18 protein-coding genes are annotated in these 24,728 nt (G+C 64.4%); 7 read left to right on the top strand and 11 right to left on the bottom strand.

Annotated elements, in window-relative coordinates; all coding sequences use genetic code 11:
• Window positions 1-54: 54 nt before the first annotated feature.
• The 5 genes from U1763_RS18595 to U1763_RS18575 all read right to left on the bottom strand — a co-directional run bounded on the left by U1763_RS18595 (window position 55) and on the right by U1763_RS18575 (window position 4,629).
• The gene (locus tag U1763_RS18595; protein WP_332756414.1) at window positions 55-1,044 is read right to left on the bottom strand and encodes a LuxR C-terminal-related transcriptional regulator; all 990 of its coding nucleotides are present in this window, start codon (window positions 1,042-1,044) and stop codon (window positions 55-57) included.
• Between the two features lie 418 nt (window positions 1,045-1,462).
• Window positions 1,463-2,326, bottom strand: a complete 864-nt coding sequence (aqpZ, locus tag U1763_RS18590; RefSeq protein WP_207894188.1) for an aquaporin Z — start codon at window positions 2,324-2,326, stop codon at window positions 1,463-1,465.
• 115 nt (window positions 2,327-2,441) lie between these two features.
• Window positions 2,442-2,726 (bottom strand): CsbD family protein, encoded by a 285-nt coding sequence (locus U1763_RS18585; protein WP_132740676.1) that lies wholly within the window; start codon window positions 2,724-2,726, stop codon window positions 2,442-2,444.
• 33 nt (window positions 2,727-2,759) lie between these two features.
• A complete protein-coding gene (locus U1763_RS18580; RefSeq protein WP_332756413.1) occupies window positions 2,760-4,172 on the bottom strand; it encodes a mechanosensitive ion channel in 1,413 nt (470 codons plus the stop codon).
• Window positions 4,173-4,266: 94 nt separating this feature from the next.
• Window positions 4,267-4,629 carry a hypothetical protein gene (locus U1763_RS18575; protein ID WP_332756412.1) on the bottom strand — a complete coding sequence of 121 codons (363 nt, stop codon included), beginning with the start codon at window positions 4,627-4,629 and terminating at the stop codon, window positions 4,267-4,269.
• Between the two features lie 530 nt (window positions 4,630-5,159).
• Between U1763_RS18575 and U1763_RS18570 the strand changes: the two genes are divergently transcribed.
• Together U1763_RS18570 and U1763_RS18565 are read left to right on the top strand one after the other, a co-directional pair.
• Window positions 5,160-6,668: a tryptophan halogenase family protein gene (locus U1763_RS18570; RefSeq protein WP_332756411.1), complete on the top strand. Its 1,509-nt coding sequence runs from the start codon at window positions 5,160-5,162 to the stop codon at window positions 6,666-6,668.
• The gene (locus U1763_RS18565; RefSeq protein WP_332756410.1) at window positions 6,665-7,336 is read left to right on the top strand and encodes a DUF6445 family protein; all 672 of its coding nucleotides are present in this window, start codon (window positions 6,665-6,667) and stop codon (window positions 7,334-7,336) included. Before U1763_RS18570 ends, U1763_RS18565 begins: the two co-directional genes overlap by 4 nt.
• On the opposite strand, the gene U1763_RS18560 is transcribed toward U1763_RS18565, so the two are convergent.
• Together U1763_RS18560 and U1763_RS18555 are read right to left on the bottom strand one after the other, a co-directional pair.
• Window positions 7,333-9,354, bottom strand: a complete 2,022-nt coding sequence (locus tag U1763_RS18560; RefSeq protein ID WP_332756409.1) for a hypothetical protein — start codon at window positions 9,352-9,354, stop codon at window positions 7,333-7,335. The genes U1763_RS18565 and U1763_RS18560 overlap by 4 nt on opposite strands.
• A gap of 78 nt (window positions 9,355-9,432) precedes the next feature.
• Window positions 9,433-11,988: a TonB-dependent receptor domain-containing protein gene (locus U1763_RS18555; RefSeq protein WP_132896589.1), complete on the bottom strand. Its 2,556-nt coding sequence runs from the start codon at window positions 11,986-11,988 to the stop codon at window positions 9,433-9,435.
• A gap of 323 nt (window positions 11,989-12,311) precedes the next feature.
• Between U1763_RS18555 and U1763_RS18550 the strand changes: the two genes are divergently transcribed.
• On the top strand, window positions 12,312-13,421 hold the full coding sequence (locus tag U1763_RS18550; protein ID WP_332756408.1) for an ABC transporter ATP-binding protein: 1,110 nt from the start codon (window positions 12,312-12,314) through the stop codon (window positions 13,419-13,421).
• On the opposite strand, the gene U1763_RS18545 is transcribed toward U1763_RS18550, so the two are convergent.
• From U1763_RS18545 to U1763_RS18535, 3 genes are read right to left on the bottom strand one after another with little or no spacing between them, the layout of a single operon-like run.
• Entirely contained in the window at window positions 13,382-14,230 is an 849-nt protein-coding gene (locus U1763_RS18545; protein WP_332756407.1) for a carbohydrate ABC transporter permease, read from the bottom strand. The two genes, U1763_RS18550 and U1763_RS18545, sit on opposite strands and share 40 nt — an antisense overlap.
• Window positions 14,221-15,102: a carbohydrate ABC transporter permease gene (locus tag U1763_RS18540; protein ID WP_332756406.1), complete on the bottom strand. Its 882-nt coding sequence runs from the start codon at window positions 15,100-15,102 to the stop codon at window positions 14,221-14,223. The genes U1763_RS18545 and U1763_RS18540 overlap by 10 nt, the downstream gene beginning before the upstream one ends.
• The gene (locus U1763_RS18535) at window positions 15,099-16,376 is read right to left on the bottom strand and encodes an extracellular solute-binding protein (RefSeq protein WP_332756405.1); all 1,278 of its coding nucleotides are present in this window, start codon (window positions 16,374-16,376) and stop codon (window positions 15,099-15,101) included. The genes U1763_RS18540 and U1763_RS18535 overlap by 4 nt, the downstream gene beginning before the upstream one ends.
• A gap of 175 nt (window positions 16,377-16,551) precedes the next feature.
• Here U1763_RS18535 and U1763_RS18530 point away from each other — a divergent pair, with 175 nt between their 5' ends.
• Complete coding sequence (locus U1763_RS18530; RefSeq protein ID WP_332756404.1) at window positions 16,552-19,458, top strand: TonB-dependent receptor plug domain-containing protein; 2,907 nt, start codon at window positions 16,552-16,554, stop codon at window positions 19,456-19,458.
• Between the two features lie 72 nt (window positions 19,459-19,530).
• A complete protein-coding gene (locus U1763_RS18525; RefSeq protein ID WP_207901168.1) occupies window positions 19,531-19,965 on the top strand; it encodes an acyltransferase in 435 nt (144 codons plus the stop codon).
• Window positions 19,966-20,169: 204 nt separating this feature from the next.
• On the opposite strand, the gene U1763_RS18520 is transcribed toward U1763_RS18525, so the two are convergent.
• Window positions 20,170-22,776, bottom strand: a complete 2,607-nt coding sequence (locus U1763_RS18520; protein ID WP_332756403.1) for an HWE histidine kinase domain-containing protein — start codon at window positions 22,774-22,776, stop codon at window positions 20,170-20,172.
• Window positions 22,777-23,222: 446 nt separating this feature from the next.
• On the opposite strand from U1763_RS18520, the gene U1763_RS18515 reads away from it, so the two are divergent.
• Both U1763_RS18515 and U1763_RS18510 read left to right on the top strand, forming a co-directional pair.
• Window positions 23,223-23,795, top strand: coding sequence for an RNA polymerase sigma factor (locus U1763_RS18515; protein ID WP_332756402.1), 573 nt, complete (start codon window positions 23,223-23,225; stop codon window positions 23,793-23,795).
• The gene (locus U1763_RS18510; protein ID WP_332756401.1) at window positions 23,753-24,700 is read left to right on the top strand and encodes a FecR family protein; all 948 of its coding nucleotides are present in this window, start codon (window positions 23,753-23,755) and stop codon (window positions 24,698-24,700) included. The genes U1763_RS18515 and U1763_RS18510 overlap by 43 nt, the downstream gene beginning before the upstream one ends.
• Window positions 24,701-24,728: the final 28 nt, after the last annotated feature.

Here is a 24,728-nt window from a genome sequence, read left to right as displayed (position 1 = left end):
CCCCAGGCGCGATTTTCAAAGCGTGGGCCTTTGCATGATGAAGGGGATATGCCTTCAGTTCGATAGAGCGTCGGTGGCGCATGCCAGTAGCGCAACACGATTGCTTCCCGCGTCAAACCCGCGCGCGCGGCCCCAGGCGGCCGCTGCCACTCTGCGATTGACGCCGATCTTGCTGTAGACGCGAGCGACGTGGTTGCGGATCGTATTGCCGCTGACTTGCAGTGTACGTGCCATCGTCTTGTCGTCCATTCCCTCGCAGATCAACGCCAGCACATCGCGTTCGCGTGCAGTGAGTTCGCTCAATCCCGATGCGCCATCGTCTCGCGACGGTTCGGACCGAAGCGCCATATTATCCAAGATGGCATGGCTGAGCCATTTGGATTCCGAAATCGTCGCTTCGATCGCCGCGGCCAGACTGCGTTCGTCGATCCGACGACTGGTCACGTCCTGAAACGTCCACAGGGCGTAGGCTTTGCCGACGACGAGGATCGTGGCCTCGGAAATGACGCATTCGAGATGCTGTCCGCACTTCGTACGGACGAAGCCGGTTGCAATTCCCGATGGCCAGATATCGATGTCGTCAGTCGATCGACCGGATAGTTCGTTGAGCGAGTAGCCGAGCAATGAACAAAAACTCTCATTCGCAACTGTCACGACGTTGTCGGCCGGATCGACGATCATCATGCACGCCGACGAGGTTGTGAACGCGGTTTGGACGCTTGTGCGCAGTTGATCGTGGCGGCGTTCAGTCTCTTGCCATGCCCCAATATCCGTGAAGGTAAACAGCATGCACGGCTGGCCGGCGACGGTCACGGGCTGGCCTGTGACGATCACGGGCCGGCTCGTGCCGTCAGGCATAGCCAGACGGGCCTGGGTTTGCGGGATCGTCTGCGCGTTAACGAGCGCGCGCTTCACCAACTCGTAATTCGCGACGCCCTCAAGGATGTTGCGCTCGTACATCGAGCGTCTCAGCCAATCCTCGTCCGCGCTATCGGTAAGCGCAAGAAAACGGCGGTTGACCATCACGTAACGCAGGTCCCGCAAGCCGCAGACGATCGCAGGGGCGGGGTTCGACTCGATCGAGCATTCTAGCCGCGTTGCGTGTTCGGGCGCCTGCCACATAGTGCCCGCGAGCGTGTGATGGGGGCGTGTGAAGATATCCAGGCAATCGTTCGTCATGGTCGTCCCTCGTCGTCACGAAGATACGCCTCAGTTAATCGATAGATGTAATGAAAAATCTGTCATACCAAGAGTGCCCCATTTTGATGCAAAGTAGAGATGTATGGTAGTTCACAATCTGTACGACAGATAAGGTGAAAGGTAAGGGTCGGTTACTTATGCCGATATTGGGAAGCTTAACTATGATATACACTCAAAGCAGTTCGTTTATTGTCGCCTCGAGACGTGCGTTGCTGTCTACCCGTTGCACTACCGCTCGCCGTCCTCGGGATTGCCCGATGGTTTATCTTTCAAGCGGTGCAGTATTGCGGTCATCGCCGACCATCAGTTCGACCGGTGTATCGCCGATCGGCCCCGGCGACTGATCTTCATCGGTATGCGCGAACAGCCAGCGACCAAGAAGGCCGGCTACGGCGGCGCCACCCAAAGGAGCAATCCAGAACAGCCAGAGCTGCGACAGCGCCCATCCGCCGACGAACAGCGCGGGACCCGTGCTGCGCGCCGGGTTCACCGACGTATTGTCGATCGGGATCGAAATGAGGTGGATCAGCGTCAATGCTAGACCGATCGACAGTGGTGCGAACGCTGCCGGGGAGCGCTCGTCGGTCGCGCCGAGGATGACCGTAAGGAAGCCCGCGGTCAGCAATGCCTCGGATAGGAATGCGGTTGCCGCGCTGTATCCACCCGGCGAATGCACGCCATAGCCATTCGCGGCGAACCCGCTCGCGACCAGGTCGAATCCTGCGGTGCCCGATGCCAGTGCAGCCAGTGCCGCGCTGCCCAAGATGCCGCCGATGACCTGCGCGATGACATAGCCCGGCAGGTCGCGAACGGGAAAGCGGCCGGCGACCGTCAAGCCGACGCTGACGGCCGGGTTGAAGTGGCCGCCCGAGATGAAGCCGACGGCAAACGCCATCGTGAAGACCGTGAGGCCGAACGCCAGTGCTACGCCAGCCATGCCGATCGTGCCGGGAACGCCCGTGCCCGCGGCAAGTACCGCAGCGCCGCATCCACCCAGGACCAGCCAGAACGTGCCGATGACTTCGGCGGCCAACCGTCGCGCGGTAGCGATACGGCGGGGTCGGGCTACCTGACCGACGGGCGTACCAATGGTCGATGCGCGCTGGAGGTGTGGACTGTCGGCCATGTCTTTCGTGCCTAACATGGGGTGCATCGATGAGCGCCCGTCGGTCTTTGGGGTGGCGGGCAGGGCGCGGCGATCGCTGCCCGGCCCGCCGTTGGGAATCGGCGTTTCTGGCGGCTTACTTGCCGCGCAGGGTGTTGATGACCGCGATGCCGAGCACGCCGGCTAAGGCTGCAGCGGTGAAGGGGCGTTCCTTCGAGAATTGGCGGACATAGTCGAGCAGCGGGCGGATGTTGTCCTCGACGGCATCCTTGGCTTGGCCAACAGTCTTCTGGATGGTGCCGCCGAGTTGGTCCTCGGCACCTTCGCTCCGCAGCGACTTGTCGCCGATCGCGCCGCCGAGCGTCTCCTTGAGCTTGCCGCCGACGTTGGCGGCGGTGCCGTTGAGGGTATCGGTGTTCATAAGAGTTTCCTTTGGTTCTCTCGGGAAGGGCAGTCAGATCAGGGGGCGGTCGGTAAGGTCCTGGACGTCGCCGCGGTCATCCTGACGGGCGAAATTGCCGTCCGACTGGCGATCCATCGACGCCATTCCTGAGGGGGGCGTCGTGCGGTCGCTGTCGATGGCCGGGTTGGCGCGGTCGTCGGTCGACTTGGCACCGTCGAGCATCCGCTTCACGGCATTCCCGGCCGCATCGCGACCACCCAGGCCGAACGCCAAGGCAAAGGCCACTGCGATCGCACCGAGCAGCAACCCGAACGCCAGGTTGATGATGTCGTCGGCCAGCCCCATGAAGCGCAGGCCGATCGCCGTGCCGAGCACGATGATCGCGATCCGCACGACGGGGGCGGCAACGCGCGTGCCATGGTCGCCGTTACGCTCGATCGCGTGCGCCACGAAGCGGGCAATGACGACCGATGCGAAGATGATGATCGCCCCGAACACGACCTGCCCGAACAGCGTCAGCACCTCGGCCATGATCTGCGAGCCGTAGGCGAAGTTCAGCTGGCGGAACGCTTCCATCAGGCCGAAGATCAGGATCGCGACGAACGCGCCGGTGCCGACCGTCTTTGAGGGCACGAACGACGGGCTGGTGCTGCCGAGCTCGCGGTTTTCCGTGTTGCCGAAGATGCCGATCGAACCGATCGTCCGGTCGAATCCGGTCGTTGCCAGGAACTGCGTCAACAGACGCGACGCGAACTTGGCGATGACATAGGCAACGGCCAGGATCATGCCGGCGGCGATGACGTGCGGAATGGCGTCGAGGATGATGCGCAGCATGGCGGTTGCCGGCTGCGAGATCGCCGCGATGTTGAGCGTGTCGAGTGCCGCGATCGAGACCGGGATGATGATCAGCGCGAACACGATGCCACCGATGGTACGCGGCAGCATCGTCGGATCGGTCGGCGTGGTCGCGCCGACATGCGTCGAGAAGCGCTCGACATGGCTGGCTGTGATGACCGCCTCGACCGCCTTCTTGGCGACCTTGGCGAGCACGTAGCCGAGGAAGAATATCAGCGCAGCGCCGATGATCCGCGGAATGGCCGTGCCGAAGCCCTGCAGCATGTCGCCGAGCGGGCCGGTTGCGCCGGCCAGGCCGAGCGGCTGGGTCGCAAGGAACAGCGCGATGAGGAGGACCACCCAATAGGCGGCATCACCGACCTGTGCGCCGATCGTCGTCGGGTTGCGCGGGTTGGCATTCGGCTCGTTGGCATGGATCGCGAGCGGCGTCTTGTTGACGAGCTTGGCGACGCCCCATTTCACGGCGCGGGCGATCGCCCAGCCGATGACGAGGATGATCAGCGCCGCGACGATCCGTGGTGTCCAGATCTCGACATAGCTCCAGGCTTGCGCCCCGAAATCGCGAGTGTTCGATACCACCGTATCGCCCGCATAGGTTACGTCTTGCATGTGTGGAGTTCCTGAAAACGCCCATCCGGGACGTGTCTTGCATGACGCCGCCGCCCCGCCGTTTCGGGCGCGTGCAGCGGCGCGGTTGGCGTGATTAAAGTGGCGAGGCGGGGTCCCTCAGAATGCCGCACGCCGCAGCGGCCTTGCCGACTTCCAGCGGAACCTTCGGGTCCTTCACCTGCGCGGATACGCGAATGAAATCGCTGGCGGTCAGGCGCCCCGGTGTGGTGTCGCCCTGGCTCGATGCTTTGGCGGCGCGGCCGAGCTGCTGAAGCTGACCGAGCGATAGGTTAGCCTCGAGCCGATCGCCGACGCACTGCGACTGGGCAGGCTGGAAGCCATAGCCTTCGAGCGAGGTCGCGATCTTCGCCGACGGGTTGACGCACGCGGTGAGCGACATCGTCGTGATGCCGACGGCAACAAGCCCGACCCGTGAAAGACTACGATACTGTGTCATAAAAGCCCCTTTTGTTAGGGGTCACACAGTCAGGCCGGAGTGGCCGACAATCTGATGATCCCAAGCGCCAAACCAGCGAGGCGGGCCAAAGTTTCTAGTATAATCATCAACTTGTCCGGTGCAGAAGTACCAATAATATCAAAACTCGGACGACAACAAGGTGTTGGTATCGTCGGCCTCGATGCGCGCGATACAGTCGCGCAAATTTTTCGTGCAGGATGCTCGTCCTGCTATCAACCGTGACCGCGGCACGGTGGCTATGCCACTCGACCCGGGCAGCGTCGCAAGCACGGTAGCGCGGTCTGAACGACCGGTTGTGGGCCCCGTAACGTGTCCGAATGGCTGACCCGCTGCGGAGCTTGCGCATGACCCAGTCTACGCGAGCTAGTTTGATCGATCACGCGCCCGCGGAACGCCACTGGCCAACCGGGACTTCAGGGCACTGGGTACCGATCGACGCTGACCGTCGTGCGGGGCATGGTCAAGGAAGCAGCTTGCTATCCAAAAGAAATTGCGCAGGACTACGTGGCATGAAGCGCGTGCAACGTCTTGTAATCCTTGGCGGAGGAACCGCGGGGTGGATGACCGCCGCAGCCTTGAGCGCCACGTTCGGCGACCTAGTCACGATCAGCATCCTCGAATCCGACGCGATCGGTACCGTCGGTGTCGGCGAAGCGACTATCCCGACGATCCACTGGTTCAATCAGTTGATCGGACTGGACGAGGCGGCGTTCGTCGCGGCGACGAAAGCGAGTTTCAAGCTCGGCATCGAATTCGTCGATTGGGCGCGACCCGGCACGCGGTATTTCCACCCGTTCGGCCGCTACGGCGTCGATCTTGGACCAGTGCCGTTCCATCAGCACTGGCTGCGGGCCAGGGCGGATGGGCTCGATCGGCCGCTATCAGCCTATTCGCTGGCCGCGCAGCTTGCCGCTGCCGGCCGCTTCGCGAAGCCCGTGGACGACCCGCGGTCGATCCTGTCGACGCTCGGCTATGCCTATCATTTCGACGCCGGCCTTTATGCCCGCCACCTGCGCCAACTTGCCGAAAAACGCGGTGTCGTCCGGCACGAGGGCCTGTTGCGCGACATCGAGCGTGATCCCAACACGGGCTTCGTGACCGCTTTGACGAGCGACCGGGGTGAGCGATTGGAGGGCGATCTCTTCATCGACTGCTCAGGCTTCCGTGCCTTGCTTATCGGCGAGACGATGGGCGCGCAGTTCGAGGACTGGTCGCACTGGTTACCTTGCGACCGCGCAGTCGCGGTGCCGTGCGCGCGCATCGCCGCGACGACGCCGTTTACGCGGTCGACGCTGCGCCCCGCCGGCTGGCAGTGGCGGATCCCGCTCCAGCACCGCACCGGCAACGGCTATGTCTATGCGAGCAGCTTCGTGTCGGACGACGAGGCGGTGGCGACCCTGCTCTCCAACCTCGACGGCGAAGCGCTGGCGGATCCACGCATGCTTCGCTTCACCGCAGGGTTCCGGCGCGAGGCATGGCGCGGCAATGTCGTTGCGATCGGGTTGTCATCGGGGTTCCTCGAGCCGCTCGAATCAACCAGTATTCACTTGATCCAGAGCGGCATCGCCAAGCTTATCACACTGTTCCCGGATGCCGATTGCGACCTCGCGCTGGCGCGTCAGTTCAACACGCTGTTCGCACGTGACATGGACGGCATCCGCGACTTTCTGATCCTGCATTATCACGCCACGCAGGGCCATGACGCGCCGCTCTGGCGACACACGCGTCATATGACGCCGCCTCCCACGCTGGTCGACAAGATGGCGCAATATACGCGCGCCGGACGTCTGATGCTGAGTGCCGATGAACTGTTCCGCGAGGCAAGCTGGCTTGCGGTGCTGGAGGGGCAGGGGGTGGGCGCCTTGGGCCATGCGCCGTTGGCCGATACCCTCGATGCGGCGACAAACCGCCGCCAGCTCGACCAGATCGAGACGGTCATCGCGCGCGCGACGCCGACGCTGCCGTTGCATGACACGGCGATCGCAGCGCTCGTTGCCCCGCAGGTCGCCGCGCGATGACGGCACCCGACGTGCGGGCGCGCCGTATCGGTACGGAGGGGGAGCCGGTGGTCGTCATCGACCACTTCGTCCCCGATCCCCGCGCGCTGCGAGTTTTTGCCGCGACCCAGGATTATGGCCCGGCAGGACGACACTACCCCGGCATCGCCGCGTCGCTTCCCGATAGCTATATGCGCGATCAAGGGGCGCTCATCGCGACGATCGCGAAGCAGGTTTTTGGGATGTCGGCCGGGCTGTCGCTGCTGGAGGCGCGCTTCTCGATCGTGACGATGGCGCCGTCCGCGCTGTCGATCGAGCAACGCCTGCCGCACGTTGATGCGGTGGAGCCTGGACGGCTGGCGCTGATCCATTATCTCGTGCCCGACGAAACCGGCGGTACCGCGTTCTACCGGCATCGTTCGTCCGGGTTCGAGACGATCGATGCCAGTCGCCGCGATCCTTATTTCTCCGCGCTCAACCGGGATCTGGCGAAGCACGGCGCACCCGAGTCCTATATCGCCGGTGACACCCCGCTGTTCGAACGGATCGCGCGCATCGACGGCGTGTACAATCGGGCCCTGCTGTATCGCAGCAGCCTGCTGCATTCGGGTGAGATCGCGGACGGCGTGACGCTGGCGTCCGACCCGCAAACCGGACGCCTGACGATCACGGGCTTCTTCGCCGGTTAGCGAGTTCCGGGCGGCTGCACGGCCAGATAGACCGTGCTCCATAATTGCGCCGCGTTCGATTCGTCGACATCGGCCTTGCCTGCACCGAAGGCGACGATGCGGTAGCCGCCGTCCTTGTACGTCCACGACCAGAGTTCCGATCCGCGGATCGTTCTGCCTGCAGCGATCGCGCGCCACAAGGCCGCCTGTGCCGTCCTGAGACGAGTCCGGGTCGCCGCGGGCAGGTCAGTCCGGTGCAACTGGCGTTCAAGCCCCGCTGCCAGCAACGCCTGCTGCCACGACCAGACGACTGCGCCGTGATATGCCGCGGGCGTAAAGCCCGCCTGTGCCGCCCCATCGGCGAACGCTGGATTGGCTACCAGCAACCCGATGTCGGTCATCAGACCTGCCGGGAAGGGCCGCATGATCCCGCCGACAAAAGTGTCGAGATCAATAGAGGTCGGTCGCCCGAACAACAGCGTGAAGCCTTCGTCCGAATTGACGATCTTCACCGGCGCGCCATCGGCGCCCAAAGACAGCGCATGAAATACGACCGGGGCCTTGCCCAGTGCCGCCAGCGCCGGGGCTGCGGGCACGCCGAGGGTCGCTGCATAGCGCCGCACGTCCGCCGCGGCCGTTGCAGCAGGGATTTCGACACGGAACAGCGTGGGCGCCTTTGTCCGCCAGACGTCGGCCATCGTGCCGGCCCGCCCAAACGCCGCGCGATCGCGCGCCGACAGATATCTGTCGAGTAGTCCGGCGTGCATGAGGCGGTCTGCCGCTTCGATCGCCGCTGGGACTAGGGCAGCGTTCACGTCATAGGCATAGATGCCGCGTCCAAGACCTTCATTGCTGTCGCGCCACTCGCCGGTCATCCGGCCGGGCTTGATCGCGACCAGATTGCGGGCTGATGGCGCTGCCGCGAACGCGCTCGCCCGCGCCAGCACGAAGCGGAGATTGCGGACCAGTGCCGCACCGACCGGCTCCCGGCGCCCAGGCTGGCTCTCGCTCGCGAGGGGTGCGGCCAGATAGGCGGACGCACGTGCTTTGTCGGCCCCGAGCAGATAGTCAGCGGCGACCGGCCCGAGCATGTAATCGTCGTCGACCATGCCATAATCGAGATCGGCGGCGTCACCGCTGCGGCTCGTCTTGCGATTGGCGAGGATCGCGAATTCGCCAATCCCTTCTTCATGCGCGACTTCGCCACCAGCCGACAGTCGCGCGATGACGGCATTGAGGCCCGCTTCGATCGCGACGGGTTTTAGCGCGGGCATCAGCAGCCGCAACGACATCAGCGTGTCGCGCCCGAAATAGGTATCGAAGCGCCATGAACCCGCCAGGAACTTCTCCCGGTAGCTGAGAAACGCGAGTGCATTGCACGCGGTGGGATCGGCGGCCGCCGTCGCATTGAGCAACTCCACAGCCGGGATCGGGGTCAGCGGTGTGTCGCCGGTCAGCGCCGTGATCTCCAACCGAATTTGCCCGTTCGCGCCGGCAACGATCGCGCCCTGGTCGATCCGGCCCTCCATAACCCGTAGCGTCAGCTCATAGCCTGCCGCGCCGTCGAGGCGCTTGCGGCGCCACGTGATCGTGTCCCCGGCGATTACCGGCGTCGCGGTGAGCTCCTGGGGAAACGTACCGACCGCCTGATAGTCGCGCAGGAAGCGGATATTGGACAACACCGCCTGCTTTGGGATCAACCGCGGCGCATCGACGGTCGCGACCGCGACGATGCCGTGCAGGCTCCCGCGGTTCAGCGGTAGCGGCGCCTGATCCAGCCGCCAGGTCACGGGCTGCGCAGTGTTCGCGAACCACAGGCCGACACCGCTGTTACCCGCGGGAAACGCTACCAGGATGCGCGGATCGTCGCCGTTGCGCAGCAGGACGTGCGCGGCCACCGCCTTGTCGCGGACGAAGGCGTTGAGGTTCTTCCCCTCGGTCAACTGATACGCAAGTTCCGGTCGACCCGTGATCGGCGCCGCGGCGCAGGTGAGGAGTGCGAGGCCACCTGCCATCGCCATGCGCGCTATCGTCTTCATGATTGTCACTCCGCGAAAAGGGGCGGCAGAACAGTCGCCTGCTCGCCGCCCCGTTTGAACCCTCACATCGCCGGTCGATCAGAACTTCAGCGTCACCGATCCGCCATAGGTCGTACCGACAATGCCGCGGGCATAGAAATAGCCATCGGTTACCGCCTGAGTCTGGCCCTGGCGCGGATTGCCCTCGGTCAGGCCAACGACGTTGAAGATGTTGTCGGCGTTGAAATTCGCCTGGATCCGCTCGTTGACGTTGATCGTGATCCCCGCGCTGGTCACGCCGTAGCTGGGCAGCGCGACCCCGTTGCCGGCATCGGCGAAGATCCGCCCGACATATTTGTAGCGGCCGTACACTTCGCCCAACCCATTCGGCAGCTTGATCGCCGGCGTGATCGTGAACAGCTTGGCGGGCGTCCGTTCGGGGCGGTTGCCTTCGTACTGCGCACCTTGGCTGACGCCGTCGATCTCGAGGTTGAGCAGCTTGGGTTGCTGGAACACGCCCTGGAAATCGACCGAGAACCACGTGACCGGACGGACGTTCACATCCACTTCGACACCGCGCGTGCGCAGGTCGGCGTTGATGTTCTGCTGTTGCGACGGGTTGGTCGGGTTGGCGAAGTTGTAGTTCTGGTTCTTGAAGTTGGTCTGGAATACCGTCGCCGAGCCGCTGATGAAGCGCTGGTATTGATAGCGGACGCCAGCCTCGTACAGCTCGATCGTCGTGATCGGATCGGTGTTGTTGGTCTGGAAACCGTTCGCATAGCGCGCGTAGATCGCGAGGTTCGGCGTGAACTGATAGTTCGCGCCGGCGGTGTACGCTGCCTTCGACTGCGTCCGCTGCGTCCGTGCAAAGGTCCCGTCGAAGGTCGATCCGACCGTGCGGATGAGGCCGGGCACGTTCGGCTGCACCGGCTGGTTCACCGCTGCTGCCTGACCGTCCAGGAACGTCGCGGAGTCGCGCTCCCAGCGGATGCCGCCGTCGAGATGCAGGTCGCCGATCGACAGCTCGTCATTGGCATAAAACGAGACGGTGGAGTCCTTGCGCGTGCGGATGCCAGCGCCCCAGTCGCCATACGAAACTAGGCCGTTATCGGACAGCGTACCGACGACGCCATTAGCCGCGTTCAGCGCGACGATGTCGTAGATGTCGCTGTTCGACCGCACGTCGTTGACGACGCTTGCCGTCGCCGACTGGTCCTGCTCGCGTGTCACGTCGTAATACATCGCGCCGACGGTCAGCGAGTTCTTGAAGCCGCCGCTCTCATATTCCCACGTGCCGCCGCCGTTGAGACCGAAATCCTTGCCGTCGATGTAATCGTGGTTGAGTGTCGTGCGCTGGAGGAAGCCGTTGCCGTTCAGCGCATTGAGTTCCGCAGTCTGGTTGCTGCCCAGCACCGTGCCGGTCCGCAGGTTGCGGATGCCGAAGCGCGTCGCGGTCGGAAACGCCGTTCGCCCCGCGGTCAGCAGGTCGTTGATCGGCGAACCGGCGCCGGGCGTCAGATAGTTGACCGCGCTGGTCAGGCCGGCGTTCCCGGTGCCCGAGCCGGGGAACAGGCCGTTAAAGTCGTACGAATATTTCAGGTAGCGACTGTGCAGGAACAGGTTGACGCTGTCGCTGACCGGCGTCTCCATGTCGATGCGGAACTGCGCCGTCTTCGCCTTGATGCCATCCTGATAGCGGAATTCGCGGAAGCCGCTTGGATGCGCGAAGGTCGAGACCGGGACCTGGATGCTCTTGAACGCATCGCCGCCGACATTGCCGAACTGGGTGCTGAGGCTCGGGATACCGCTCGGCTCGCCATCAATGAAGCGGTACGGCTGATCCGCGTAAAAGGCATTCTCGATATCACCGCCCTTGGCCGAGATCCGGATATAGCCACCGGCCTCGGGGCGATATTCCAGCGCGCCCTTGATGCGCCAGCCGCGATAGTCGAACGGGTTGTCGCGCACGCCAGGGCTCGACTGGAAATAGCCGCCGATGTTGAACGCCAGCTTGTCGGTGATAGGCGACGACAGGTACATTTCGCCGCGCTTCTGGCCGTAATTATAGTAGCTGCCGCGCGCCATCGCTTCGGTACGCGTGAAGTTCGGCGACTTCGAGATGAAGTTGATCGTCGCGCCGGCACCGTTGACGGTCAGCACGCCCGACGAGCCGCCCTTCACCGCTTCGAGGCGATCGATGGTCAGGTCCTGGTCGAAGAAGAAATCGGCACCGCCGCCGCTGTACAGGATCGGCATGCCGTCCTCTTCCAGCTGGATGAAGCGCTGGCCGCCACCTTGCAGGCCGCGCACCGAATAATTGTTCGAGACGGCGCCCGCGGTCGACTCGACGAAGATGCCGGGGATCAGTTCGAGCATGTCCGCCGTCGACCGTGGAGCCTTGCGGTCGATATCGGCGCGCGAAGCGAGCGTGATGTCGGCGGAGGCGGTGATCAGCGGACGGTTGCGCGTGGTCTGGCCGGTGACGACGATATCGGGGGTGGTGGAGTCGTCGGCAGCGGTGGCAGCCTGGGCCGGGTCCTGCGGGATGGTCGCGGCCGTCGACGCGGTCGGTTCTGCGGTCTGCGCATAAGCCGGGAGCGACACGGTCGCGCAACCAGCCAAAAGGAACACGCGAAGCGCGCGTCGATCAGTCATCATAGCTCTCCCAACGGCCAGCTTTTCTAATGAAGCCAGTGGGATACCCTGTAATCCCCGCGCCGGTTCGCGCCAATCACCGAAGTGAGACTTGAGGTAGATTAAGTTGCAAGTGTGGCGAATCGGTCGCACTCGCCAGCGCATCGAGGCCAATCTGTAAACTCAGGAAGCATCTGCATCCGCTCCGGGCAGCGCTAGAACGGACCGTTCCTGGCAAAATACCGGTTGTGAATTGTGTAGTTCGTCTTTTTCGTCACGCGGTCGCTGCTTTGCACGCTACCGTTCATGCCGCTACCAAAGCGGCATCGGGAAAGGGGCATGCGGTGGCGAGCGTTGAAATCTGCGGACTTTCCAAGCGTTTCGGAGACACGACCGTGCTCCAGTCGACCGACCTGGCGATCGAGGAGGGCGAGTTCGTCGTGCTCGTCGGGCCATCTGGGTGTGGCAAGTCGACGCTGTTGCGGATGATCGCGGGCCTTGAGATCCCGAGCGCGGGGCAAGTCATGATCGGCGGACGCGACGTGACCGACGCAGCGCCGTCAGACCGCGGGCTGGCGATGGTGTTCCAGTCCTATGCGCTGTATCCGCATCTCACGGTTGCAGAGAACATCGCATTTCCGTTGAAGGTCGCAAAGGTCGCCAAGCGCGAGATTGCCGAGCGGGTTGCGGAGGTCGCGGCGATGCTCGATCTGTCGGAGTTGCTCGACCGGCGGCCGCGTGCCTTGTCGGGCGGACAGCGCCAGCGCGTCTCTATCGCCCGCGCGGTGGTACGGCGGCCGAAGGTGCTTTTGCTAGACGAGCCGTTGTCGAACCTCGACGCCAATCTGCGCGCGCGGATGCGTCACGAGTTTGCGCGGCTGCACCAGCAACTCGGCGCGACGATGATCTACGTCACGCACGACCAGCTCGAAGCAATGACGCTCGCCAACCGCATCGTCGTGATGAGCGAGGGGCGCGTCGAACAGGTCGGGCCGCCGATCGAGGTGTACCGGCGGCCGGCGAGCCTGGCCGTCGCGGCGGCGATCGGGTCGCCGGGCATGAACCTGCTCGCGGCGACGATCGCGTTGGTCGACGGGTCTGGCGGCACGGTGCGGTTGGCTGGGGGCGAGATAGTGAGGACCGGGGCGATCATGCCTCCGGCCTCGGTCGGCGCGGTGGTCACTCTCGGCGTCCGGCCCGAACATCTGCACGTCGATGATGCGGGGCCGTTCGTTGGCGCAGTCGAGCTGTTCGAGCGACTCGGGCCATTGTCGTTCGCGCATCTCGGCGCACGCGGCGCGGCGGATACGATCGTCGCGCAGTTGCCGGGGGATCGGTCGGTGACTCTCGGGGAAATTCTCCGCGTCGGGGTAGCCCCCGAGGACGCGCACGTGTTCGGCGCCGATGGTCGCGCCTATCCCTTCACGCTGCCGCCGAGCAGTCCGGTCAAATAGTAACGCTGCATCGCGAGGAAGAGCAGCAGCACCGGCATCGTTGTGACCACGGCCGCGGCCATCATCAGCTCGCCGTCCGCCGAATGCTCGCGCGCGATCGCGGCGACCGCGACCGGCAGCGTGTAGAGATGCTGGTCGGCCAGCACGATCAGCGGCCAGAGGAAGTCGTTCCACGAGCCGAGGAACATGAAGAGCGCCAGCGTGACCACGATCGGGGTGAGGAGGGGGAGGACGATGGTCACGAAGATCCGCGCCTCGCTCGCGCCGTCGATCCGCGCCGCGTCGATCATCTCGTCGGGAATCGCCAGCGTCGCCTGCCGCACGAACAGGATCGCGAAAATCCCCGCAAGGCTCGGCAGGATCACGCCGGCATAGGTGTTTACCAGCCCGAGTTGCTTGAAGATCAGGAACAGCGGCAGCATCGCGACCTGACCGGGCACGACCAGCGACGCGATCAGGATCTTCAACAGCCGCTCTCGCCCGCGGAACCGCAGCTTGGCGAACGCATACCCCGCCGGCACCGTCAGCAGCAGCCCGAGCAGCGTCGAGATCGCGGCGACCGCGATGCTGTTGAACAATGCGGGGACGATCCGGTAATCGAACCACGCCCCGTCGATCAGCCGCCGGACGAGCAGTTCGTGGTAATTCTCCAGCGACCAGTGCGACGGCCACACCGGCGTCGGCAGGTTGCTCGACTGGCCGCGCGGCATGAACGACACGATCACCATGTAGAGCAGAGGGGCGATCGTCAGCGCGGTCAGGGTCGCCACCGCGGCATTGGCGAGGATCGCCCGGGGTTTCAGAGCCATTCGTAGCGCCTCCCGATCCGCGTCTGGACCATCGTCAGCGCGAGGATCATCAGGAACAGCACGAACGCGACCGCGCTCGCCTGCCCCAGGTTCCACCATTTGAAGCCTTCGTCGAACATGAAATACAGGATCGTCGTGGTGCTCTGCGCCGGCCCGCCAAGCGTCATCACATAGGGTTCGGCGAAGATCTGGAGGAAGCCCGCGACGCTCATCACCGCGGCGAGCAACAGCGTCGGGCCGATCGCGGGGAGGGTGACGTGGCGGAAGCGGCCCCAGCGGCCGGCGCCGTCGAGCCGTGCGGCCTCCATCAGGTCCTGCGGCACCGCGGACAGCGCGGCGGTGAAGACGATCATGTTGTAGCCGAAGATCTTCCACGTCACGAAGATCAGGATTGCCGGGATCGAGGTGTGCGGGTTGCCCAGCCAGTCGACCGGCGCCGCCCCGATCGTCGCCAGCGCGCGGTTGATGAGCCCCGAGCGTTCGTTGAACAGGAACCTCCACACCACCGCGGTCGCGACGATGCTGGTGACGTAGGGCGCGAACAACAGCACGCGCCAGAGCGGCTTCCACCGGACCGTCGCGTCGTTGAGCAGCAGCGCGACGGCGAGCGATGTACCGATCGCCGTCGGTACGCCGAGCACCGCGAACAGCGCAGTATTGCCGACCGCGCGCCAGAACAGCGGTGTCGAGAACAGGTCGACGAAATTGCCGAGCCCGACGAAGCGCAGGTTCGCCCAGTCGGCGAGCGCGTAGATCGAGTAATCGGTGACCGACAACGCCATCGCCAGCGCGGTCGGCAGGACGAACACCAGCGCAATGATCGCGAGGACGGGGGCGGAGAATAGCCAGGCGGCACGTTCCTGACGGGTCATGCGAGCGTCCCCGCCTCTACCAGCGCGCGGCGCTTAGCGAGCAACTGGTCGACGCGCGTGTCGAGCCCGGTCAGCGCCTGCGGGATCGTCTGGACGCCCCGCACGGCGCGCTCGGCGGCGAACTGTATCTCGAGCTTGATCCGTTCCCACTCGATGACCTTCGGCGCGGCGGTGGGGAAGCGCATCTGCTCCTTGAACGGCGCGAGTATCGGTGCGCGCAGCTGCGGCGACGACCACGCGCTCAGGCGGGCCGGGAGATTGCCGATCAGGCGCTGGTAGCGGAGTTCGCTTGCCGGCGAACTGAGATGGCGGACCAGTGCCCACGCCTCGGCTGGGCGCGGCGTCGCCGCGGAAACGCAGAGGCTGGTACTCAGCCCAGACACCGCACCGACGCCGTGCGGACCCGCGAGCCGCGCCGTACCCCAACGCTCGGCGGGGATCTCCGCGGCACGCCGATGGAGGTCGAGCAACGTCGTCGGCCCGGTTGGCCAGATCGCGAAATAGCCTTGCGCAAAGGCCGCGACCGGGTCCTGAATCTCGGTGGAGAGCGCTTTTGGCGCGAGCCCTTCGGCGAAGAGCCGCACGTAGTAGGCGAACGCGGCCCGTGCTTCCGGGGTCTGGAAATTGCCGCGCGTATCGTGGTCGCGGAGCATCGTCGCGCCGGTCTGGCCAAGCATCGTGATGAGCGTGTCTGGCCAGTTGAGCAGCAGCATGAACACGAAGTCGTCGGGTCGCTGTCGCTTGATTGCATGGCCCATGCGGAGCCAGCCGTCCCAGTCTTCAGCAGGCGCGGAATAGCCTGCCCTCGTGAGAATATCCCGGCGGTAGAACTGCGCTTGAGGCGCGACCGACCAAGGCACCGCGAAGTCGCGTCCCTGCACACGCGTTGCATCGAGCACGCCGGGAAACATGTCGGCGACCAGAGCGGGCGACGGGACTGGCGCGATCGCGCCGATCGTCGCGAACTCCTGCACCCAGCCGTTATACAGCATCAGCACGTCGGGCATCGCGCCGCCGGCCTGCGCGGTCAGTAGCTTCTCGTGGCTGGCGGTCGCCGGCAAGGATTGAACGTCGACCGCGATCCCCGTCGCGGCGGTGAAGGCGGGCATCAGCATCGGCGAATAGTCGCCCTCGTAGCTCATCGCCCAGAACTTCAACGGTTCGGCGCCGCGCGTGCCGGCACAGGCCACCAGGCCGAGCGTCGGCAGGAGTCCCAATACGTCCCTCCGCGTCCAGTCCTGCGCCTGCTCCCCCATCGTCGGATCGTGGCGCATCGCAGCGTTCCGCGCCACCCCCTGCATAAGGCGATAACCGCCGAAATATTGCGCCAGGTTAATGCCTTGGCAGCGTTTGCAAAGTCGATGACCTTGCTCCGCAGCCGACGATGCGCCTAAGCCGAGTGCAACGAACGCCGGCGGGGGCCAACGCCGGCGAACAGGGAGAGAAGTCATGCGTATCCTTCGCCGCCGTCATCTGCTGTCTGGCGTCGCCCTGCTTGCCGCGACTTCTGCTCAAGCGCAGGTCATCCCTCAGACTACCAGTACGCCGACCTCCGATACGCCCGCGCCCGCCGCCGTCGATCCGGCCCCGGATCCGGCAAGTGAGATCGTCGTCACCGGGTCACGCATTGCGCGCCCGGACTACGAGGCGCCCAACCCGATCGTCTCCTTCAGCGCCGCCGACCTCCAGAAGTCGGGCAACACCAACGTCACCACCTTCCTCCAGCGCGTGCCGGCGCTCACCAACTCGCGCGACAGCACGCGGACAGCCGGCAATTCCCAGGCCGACGGCAGCTTCGGGCAGGTCGGGCTCAACCTGCTCGACCTGCGCGGTCTGGGGCCCAACCGGACGCTGGTGCTCGTCAATGGCCGCCGCCATGTCGCCGGCCAGCCCGACACCGCTGCCGTGGACATCAACGCGATCCCGACCGACCTGATCGAGCGCGTCGACGTGCTCACCGGCGCGGCGTCCGCGGTGTATGGTGCGGACGGCGTCTCTGGCGTCGTCAATTTCGTCCTGAAGCGCGATTTCGACGGCGTCGCAGCGCGAAGCCAGTTCGGCATCTCCGAGCGAGGCGACGCCGCCAACCGCTTCGCCTCGCTGATCGCAGGCCGCAACTTCGCCGACGGTCGCGGCAACCTGACGCTTGCCTATGAGTATAATGCCGACCAGCCGCTCGCGAACGACGACCGCCGGTATCTCGCCCAGGGCGACCGCCAGTATTTCGTCAACCTCGACAATTACGACCCGACGCGCGCCGGCAGCTACAAGATCGGACCGGTCGGCGACCTGCGCTATCCGTACAGCTCGAACCAGGGCATCGTGTATATCGGCGACCAGACATTCCGCGGCGACGGCGCGCTCTACACGCCCGGCCGATTCCTGCAGAACGACGGCTACTCGGTCGGCGGCGACGACACGCCGGTCGCGGGCTATATCGGCGATATCTTCCCGCGCACCCGCCGCCATGCGGTCAACGCGCTGACGCACTACGACGCGTCGGACGCGTTCAAGATCAGCCTGGAGGGCAAGTTCGTCCAGTCGACCGTGACAAGCTTCGGCGGTTATGGCGGCAATTATCCGGCGACCATCGCGCTCGACAACCCCTACATCCCGACCAGCATCCTCGCCGCGGCGACCGCCGCCGGACTTGGCTCGGTCGACGTCAACCGCAACAATTTCGACATCCCGCGGCGTGGCGAAGAAGACCGTCGGCGCACCTATCGCGGCGTCGTCGACGTCACCGGTCGCATCTCGGAGCATGCCAGCTACGACGTGTCCTACACCTACGGCCAGACCGACGTCCGCGCGACCAAGCTCAACGACCGCCTCAACGACCGCTTCCTGAACGCGCTCGATGCGGTACGCGGGCCGGGGGGAACGATCGTCTGTCGCTCGGCCGATGCCCGCGCCGCCGGTTGCGTCCCGGTCAACACGTTCGGCGGCAACACCGTGGACCCGGCCTCGTTCGGCTATTTCCTGAGCAACCCGGCGAGCAATGCGCGTCTGACGCAACACGTCGCCAACGCCTCGCTCAACGGCGATTTCGGGCAGTTCTTCGCGCTTCCCGGCGGCCCGATCGCGTTCGCGGTCGGTGGCGAATATCGTCGCGAGTCGAGCAGCTTCCGTCCGGCGCAGGCGATCACCGACAATCTGTTCTACCAATATGACGAATACATCCTGCCGACCCCGTCGCGCGGCCATTTCGATGTCTGGGAAGCGTTCGGCGAGCTCAACGCGCCGATCCTGAAAGACGTACCATTCGCCAGCTTGCTCTCGGTCGGCGCCGCCGGACGCTATTCGGATTATTCGACGGTCGGATCGACCCGCGCCTACCAGTTCAACGGCATCTACGCGCCGATCCGCGAGATCAGCTTCCGCGGCTCGTACGGGCGTTCCGTCCGCGCTCCCAACATCGGCGAGATCTTTCGGCCGCAGACCGGCAGCAGCAACTTCTTCTCCGACCCCTGCTACCTTAGCAACCGCACGCTCGGCACGCAGTTCCGCACCGCGAACTGCCAGACGCTGATCACCGGGGCAGGGGGCAATCCCGCCAATTTCACCGCGCAGAACAACCCGAACGCGACGATCTTCATTCCTGGCACGCAGCAGGGCAATCCGGACCTGCGCGCCGAAGTTGCCCGCACCTGGACCGCGGGCGTCGTGGTGCGACCGATCTCAGGGCTGTCGATCGGGCTCGACTGGTACGACATCCGGCTGCGCGACGCGATCAACACGCCCGATGCGAACACGATCGCGTCGCTGTGCGTCGACCAGCCGACGCTCGACAACGCCTATTGCAACGCGATCAGTCGCGAGCGCGGCACCGGGTTCATCAATGGCTATGTCGTCCAGCCACAGAACGTCGCGGCGTTCCGCACCGCCGGCGCCGAACTCAACATCGCCTATCGCTTCCGGACGGCGCGTATGGGGGCGTTCGATATACGGTTGGTCGGCGGCTATCTCGACAAGTTGGAACAGGTCGCGACGCCGGGTGCTATCACCGAGGACAATGTCGACCAGCCCTTCCGTCCGAAATATACCTTCACCTTCTCGCCGAGCTGGACTGCGGGGGCGCTGACCCTGAGCTACAATCTGCGCTGGCAGGACGGTGTCCGCCGTTTCGCGAAGGCCGACACCGACGCGAACCCGACCCTCGTCGATCCGCGCTATTTCCGGTACAAGGAGCTGTGGCAGCACGACGTGCAGGCCGAGGTCGCGGTCGACGAGCGGTTCTCGTTCTATGGCGGTGTCAACAACCTCGCCGACCAGAAGCCCGACATCGGGTTCGAGACCAACGTGCCGATCTCGCCGGTCGGTCGGTACTTCTACGCGGGGGCGAAGGTCCGGTACTGAGACGCTTGGGAGTTGACCGCGGGGGACGTCTCGACGACGGACGGCGGATTGCAGAACTGAGAAAAGACGCCCGTGCTGACCGAAGACATGCTGCGCCTCATCACGATGGAAGAAGGCGCGTTTATCGATCCGAGCTGTACGGTCATCGATCCGCATCGTCTGACGCTGCGCAAGGGTGCGTTCGTCGGCCCGGAAGGACTGATCGACGCCGGCGGTGGCGTCGAGATCGGCGAAGCGGTGCGAATCAGCTACCGGTGCACGATCATCTCGCTGACCCACCACATCACGCGCTCAGTCTGGCGGCGAGGCGTCGACGGAGATCGACTCCGACCCGTTCTCATCGAACGTGGCTGCTGGATAGGCGCCAACGTCACGCTTTATCCGGGCGTCATTGTACGAGAGGGGTGCGTGATAAATGCAGGATCGGTAGTTGCAAAATCTACCGAGGCGCACGGGCTGTACTGTCCGCCCTATGCTGCTCGGACCAAGGACCTTGAGTTCGACTGATTGTTGAAATCTAAGCCGCCGATCTGCTTTCCAGCACGCTTCAAGCTGTGAAGACATGTGATCCGGACCGCCGAGAAATGGCGATCAGCCGAATGATTTGCTGCCTGGAGTTGGGAAGCGTGAGAAGGGGCGTGAATGGCCGACTATGGGTCGGAGCGATTGCCTGTCGTTTCTACAATTGGTTCGGCTATCGCATTGCCGATATCAATCGCTTGCAGATATCAGCGCACCGATCGATGTTTTCGAATACGGCTTGGTCGCGACCGGGACTTGACGGTGCTCAATGGGGAAATCGATCGCGTCGCCATAACCGGACGCAAAAATGAAGGGGATGTCGAGTTGACGCAAGCGTTCGGCAATCGGCCAACTCGTCTCGGTGCCAAGGTTGATGTCGAGAAGCGCGAAGCCCGGGGTTTCCGATTCCAACAGGCGCAAAGCCTCCTCCACGGTGCTCGCCACCAGCACGCTCTGGGCGCCCAAGTCGATCAATAGCTGTTCCGCCTCAAGGGCGATGATGATGTTGTCCTCAACCAGCAGCGCGACGCCCGTGATCCAGGACTGCGCGACCTTCTCTCGCACGCTGATGGGTAGGGCAGGTGGCGTATCGTCGCCCTCCCGGATGAGAGTCGCAGGGACGACGAAACGCGCGCGCAGTCCGGGCGTCGCGTAGTCGAGGCTCGCTTCCCCGCCAAGTTCGTGCGGGATCGACCGCTCGATAATCGTCGATCCAAAACCGCGCCTCGTTGGCGCCGCGACATCGTTGCCGCCATTTTCGGTCCAACGGAGGACGAGATCGCCCTCTGGCAGGAGATTCCAGGCGATCGTGACATTGCCCTTGGCACAGGCAAGTGCGCCGTGCTTGGCAGCGTTGGTCATGAGTTCGTGAATGACGAGCGCGACGGTCGAGAAGGCTTGCGGCTGCAGCAGCGTCGGAGGTCCGTCGAATGATATTCGTGCGGCGTCGTCGCCGAGGAACGCGCCTGCCTCGGTCGCGATCAGCGCCGCTAGCGAGCCTGGCCCCCAGTTCTTGGCGGTAATCTGGTCATGGGCACGCGCCAACGCATGAATGCGGTCGCCCAGTACCGAGGCGAAGGTATCGACGTCCTGCGCACTGAGCCGGCTTTGCGCCACCAGGCCACGGATCAGCCCAAGGATGTTGCGAACGCGGTGGTTGAGTTCTGCTATAAGCAATTCCTGCTTCTGGGTCGTCGCCCGACCTTCCGTTGCCGACATGCCCGCATTTTGCAGGACGATCTCGAGCAGGGTAACGCGCATCATCTCCGCAGCCGCAAGTTCGGCCGTCGTCCAGATCATCGACTTGCCGCGGACGATCTCGCGCCATGCGGTAAAGCTCTTGCGGGGCGATATGCGCGGTCCGTCCGGACCGACTTCGTGCAGTTTGTCGGGGCGGCCGGCCCAGGTGACGGCATGCGCGGTCTCGTGCCGGAAGAAGACCAGATAGTCCTGTGTTAGGCGCGAGATGGGAAGGACGAGGAGCCCGGCCGCCCGGTCGACGAAATCTCGTGCCGGCGGATACATCCGTCCCAGCTCTGCGGTGGCGAATATCCGGTCGGCAGCGTGTTCGTCCAGGAAAGGGCGCAGTCTCTCGCATTCCGGGACGGTGGGCGTGTCGCCCTTCACGGTCACCACCCCGTCGCCGTAGATCGCGAACCCGTCACACGGGATGAGGTTAGCGACATCGGCTGCGAGATGCGCGACGGTACGCTTCGTTGCGCCGCGCTCGACCACTGCTGCGATCAACTGCCGGCGAAGATCTCGCGTGTGCACTTCATAAGATTCGATCTCGGCGCGCTCGCGCTTTTCGATCAGCAGCGACAGGACTTCGCCAAAGAGTTCGGCAGTAGTCCGCTGCTCGAACCCGACGTGGCGCCGGCCGCGATGGTGACACGAGATCAGTCCCCATAGCGCTCCGTCGCGCACCAGCGACACCGTCATCGTCGCGCCCACGCCCATGTTCTGGAGAAATTCGACGTGCATCGCGGAATGCGTGCGCAGCGTGCTCATGGACAGGTCGATCGGTCCCGTTGCAGCACCATCCAGGGCAACGATCGGACTGGGCTCGGCGTCGACCTCGACCAGGATCCGGACGGGATTGCGCACCAGCAACGCGCGCGCCTGTTTCGGAATATCGCTGGCCGGATAGCGCAGTCCCAGGAATGGCTCGAGCCCGCTGCGTGCGCGCTCTGCCACCACTTCGCCCGATCCGTCTGGATGGAACCGATAGATCATCACGCGATCAAAACCGGTCAGGGCCTGCATGAGCCGCGCCGCTTCGGGAAGAAAATCGGCCTTCGCCTTGATGCGCGCGAGCATCGAGCGGACCATTGCCCCGGCGTTCAGATCGATCGGTGTAGCGCTGGGCTCGGCCTCGACGATGATCAGGTCCTGCGATCGGTGGATCGCGAGATCATAGTATCGACCGTCGTCCACGAGCTGAACACCAAAGCTTCGCTCGACGCCGTCCGGGGATATCAAGATCGACAACCGGTTGCGGATAGCGTGGACCGCTTCGTGCCGGATGACGTCCTGCAATCGGGCACCGAGCACTGAATTTAGGGGCAGACCGAGAAAATGATCGACGTTCGCGGATACGTGCGAAATCGTCCAGTCGCCTGATATGCCCAGCAGAAATCCAAATGACTGGATCGAATTGATGTGCTGGATTTGCTCTCGATCGCAGCTGGTAAGATCAGCGGCATTTGCCGTAGGAGGTGCAAAATCGAGATTGGACACGTGAGCTCCCCAAACACCAATATTCGAGGAAAGCGCTGCATCGGCGAACAGCTCCAACGTACTGCACTACAAAGGTTAAGCACGCTATTTTAATCGACGGTATGATTTAAAATCGAGGGGCTACCCGAAGAATGAGCGGCTACCTGAAATGCGGTGCTATCGACAAATGTCGCTGACCGGAAAGCTGGCTGGACTTGGCTCTCAAGCTGGGAAAATTAGGCTCGTCTGCTCAAAGGTACTTCCAAGGTGAACCTGCCGATCGAGCGGCGGGAGCCTAAAGTCGCGCTGCTTCCGTTGGTGGGCCCAAAGCTGAACGCACGTCCGAAGTCTGGATGAGCTTCGCACCGTTTCGATGTCTGCTACTGGGTCGTTTTACGGGGGGCGAGCATACAGCCGCAGGGCATTAGCAGAGGGCTGCGTTCGAATGCCACGTTTCAATGACACTGTCCCCGTCGTGTAAGAATACCGGGCTAGGCGGCGCAGCATGGCTTTTGGAGCATGTGTTGAGCTGGCTGCGTGACATCGACCGCTGGTTTCTCGCCGAGGTGCTGCCGCATGCGCCGGCCTATCGTGCGAAGGCGGCGTATCTGTGCGGCCGCGACAACGCCGAGGATCTGGTTCAGGACGCCTATGCGCGGGTCCTGAAGACGCCGGATTATCGCACGATCGTCACGCCGCGCGGCTTCGTCCTGACGATCGTCCACAATCTTGCGCTCGAACGATTGCGACGGGCGAACGTGGTGCGGATCGACGCGTTCGCGTCGCTCGATCTCCTGGGTGTCGCGGACCCGGCGCCCGATGCGTTTGCGGTGGCGTCGGGGCGATCCGAGTTGGAACGCCTGCTCGACCTGATCGACACGCTGCCTGCGCAATGCTCGCGCGTCCTGCGCATGCGGAAGGTCGAGGGGATGCCGCCGGGCGCCATCGCCGAAGCGCTTTGCATATCGGTCTCGACCGTGGAAAAGCATATCGCTAAGGGGCTGGCGCTCATCACGAGAGCCCGGCGCGATAGCGAAGCGCAGGCGGAGGAAGCGTGCCAGGCCGTTCCGACATTCCGCAGCGTCATGCCGACCTGACCGACGAGGCTGCTGGCTGGCTGGCCGCGCTCGACGCGGGATCGGCGGATGTCGCGGCATTCGAGGCGTGGCGGGACTCCGATATCCGCCATGCCGTGGCCTTTGCCGAGGTCGCCGGGACTTGGCGCGATCTCGACGGACTGCGCGGCACACGGGGCGAGGCGAGGGCTTCGCCTGAAGCGCAGCCCGTGCCGAAAACCGTCGCGCGGCCGAACCGGCGCCAGCTCCTGCGTGCTGCCGGCTCGATCGTCGGTGTCGCGGCGGTTGGCGGGGGCATCGCCTACCGCGCTGCGGCGCGCGACATGGCGGAGACGCGGGTCGGTCAGCGGATGGCGGTCGCGGTGACGCCCGGCATCTCGCTCGACCTGAACACCGATAGCCGCGTCTACTGGCGCAACGGAACGCCTGCACGGCTCTGGCTCGACCGCGGCGAGATCGCGCTGCGGCTGGCGGCCGACCACCGCGTGCAGTTGCTGACGCCGGGTGGGCAGTTCCAGCTTGATCCCGGTGCGTACAACGTCCGGCTGCGCGGTGCGGGGTGCGAACTGGCGGTGCTGACGGGCGGTATCGCCGATGGATCGACAATGCGCATTGGTGCGGGCGAGGTCGCGCTCGTCACGGCGGGGCAGGTCAGTGTCCAGCCGCGCGACGATCTCGGCGGGATCACCGCGTGGCAGCACGACACTCTGGTGCTCAACGGCGAAAGCCTCGACTATGCGGTCGCGGAGATGAACCGGTATCTGCCGAACAAGATCGTGATCGGCGACCCCGCGCTGTCACGGGTCCGGGTGGGCGGCAGTTTCGCGACCACCAGGCCGGCGGAATTCCTGCGCGCGCTGCGCAGCTCGTTCGGCATCCGCGCGACCGCAGGCCGGGCCGGAGGGATCGTCCTGACCCGCGCGTAGCATTTATTTTCGCGGTCGATAGCGGTTT

It is taken from the genome of Sphingomonas sorbitolis (genome assembly GCF_036663875.1).
Classification (GTDB): Bacteria; Pseudomonadota; Alphaproteobacteria; order Sphingomonadales; family Sphingomonadaceae; genus Sphingomonas.
Note: the sequence above shows the minus strand (reverse complement) of the source record. Positions and strands in the feature narration are given on the sequence as shown.

Coding starts and splice junctions, on each gene's coding strand:
- U1763_RS18530 (WP_332756404.1), top strand. CDS start 16,552: ATGCGTATCCTTCGCCGCCGTCATCTGCTGTCTGGCGTCGCCCTGCTT.
- U1763_RS18555 (WP_132896589.1), bottom strand. CDS start 11,988: ATGACTGATCGACGCGCGCTTCGCGTGTTCCTTTTGGCTGGTTGCGCG.
- U1763_RS18570 (WP_332756411.1), top strand. CDS start 5,160: ATGAAGCGCGTGCAACGTCTTGTAATCCTTGGCGGAGGAACCGCGGGG.
- aqpZ (WP_207894188.1), bottom strand. CDS start 2,326: ATGGCCGACAGTCCACACCTCCAGCGCGCATCGACCATTGGTACGCCC.
- U1763_RS18540 (WP_332756406.1), bottom strand. CDS start 15,102: ATGACCCGTCAGGAACGTGCCGCCTGGCTATTCTCCGCCCCCGTCCTC.
- U1763_RS18585 (WP_132740676.1), bottom strand. CDS start 2,726: ATGAACACCGATACCCTCAACGGCACCGCCGCCAACGTCGGCGGCAAG.
- U1763_RS18535 (WP_332756405.1), bottom strand. CDS start 16,376: ATGCGCCACGATCCGACGATGGGGGAGCAGGCGCAGGACTGGACGCGG.
- U1763_RS18565 (WP_332756410.1), top strand. CDS start 6,665: ATGACGGCACCCGACGTGCGGGCGCGCCGTATCGGTACGGAGGGGGAG.
- U1763_RS18580 (WP_332756413.1), bottom strand. CDS start 4,172: ATGCAAGACGTAACCTATGCGGGCGATACGGTGGTATCGAACACTCGC.
- U1763_RS18575 (WP_332756412.1), bottom strand. CDS start 4,629: ATGACACAGTATCGTAGTCTTTCACGGGTCGGGCTTGTTGCCGTCGGC.
- U1763_RS18545 (WP_332756407.1), bottom strand. CDS start 14,230: ATGGCTCTGAAACCCCGGGCGATCCTCGCCAATGCCGCGGTGGCGACC.
- U1763_RS18560 (WP_332756409.1), bottom strand. CDS start 9,354: ATGAAGACGATAGCGCGCATGGCGATGGCAGGTGGCCTCGCACTCCTC.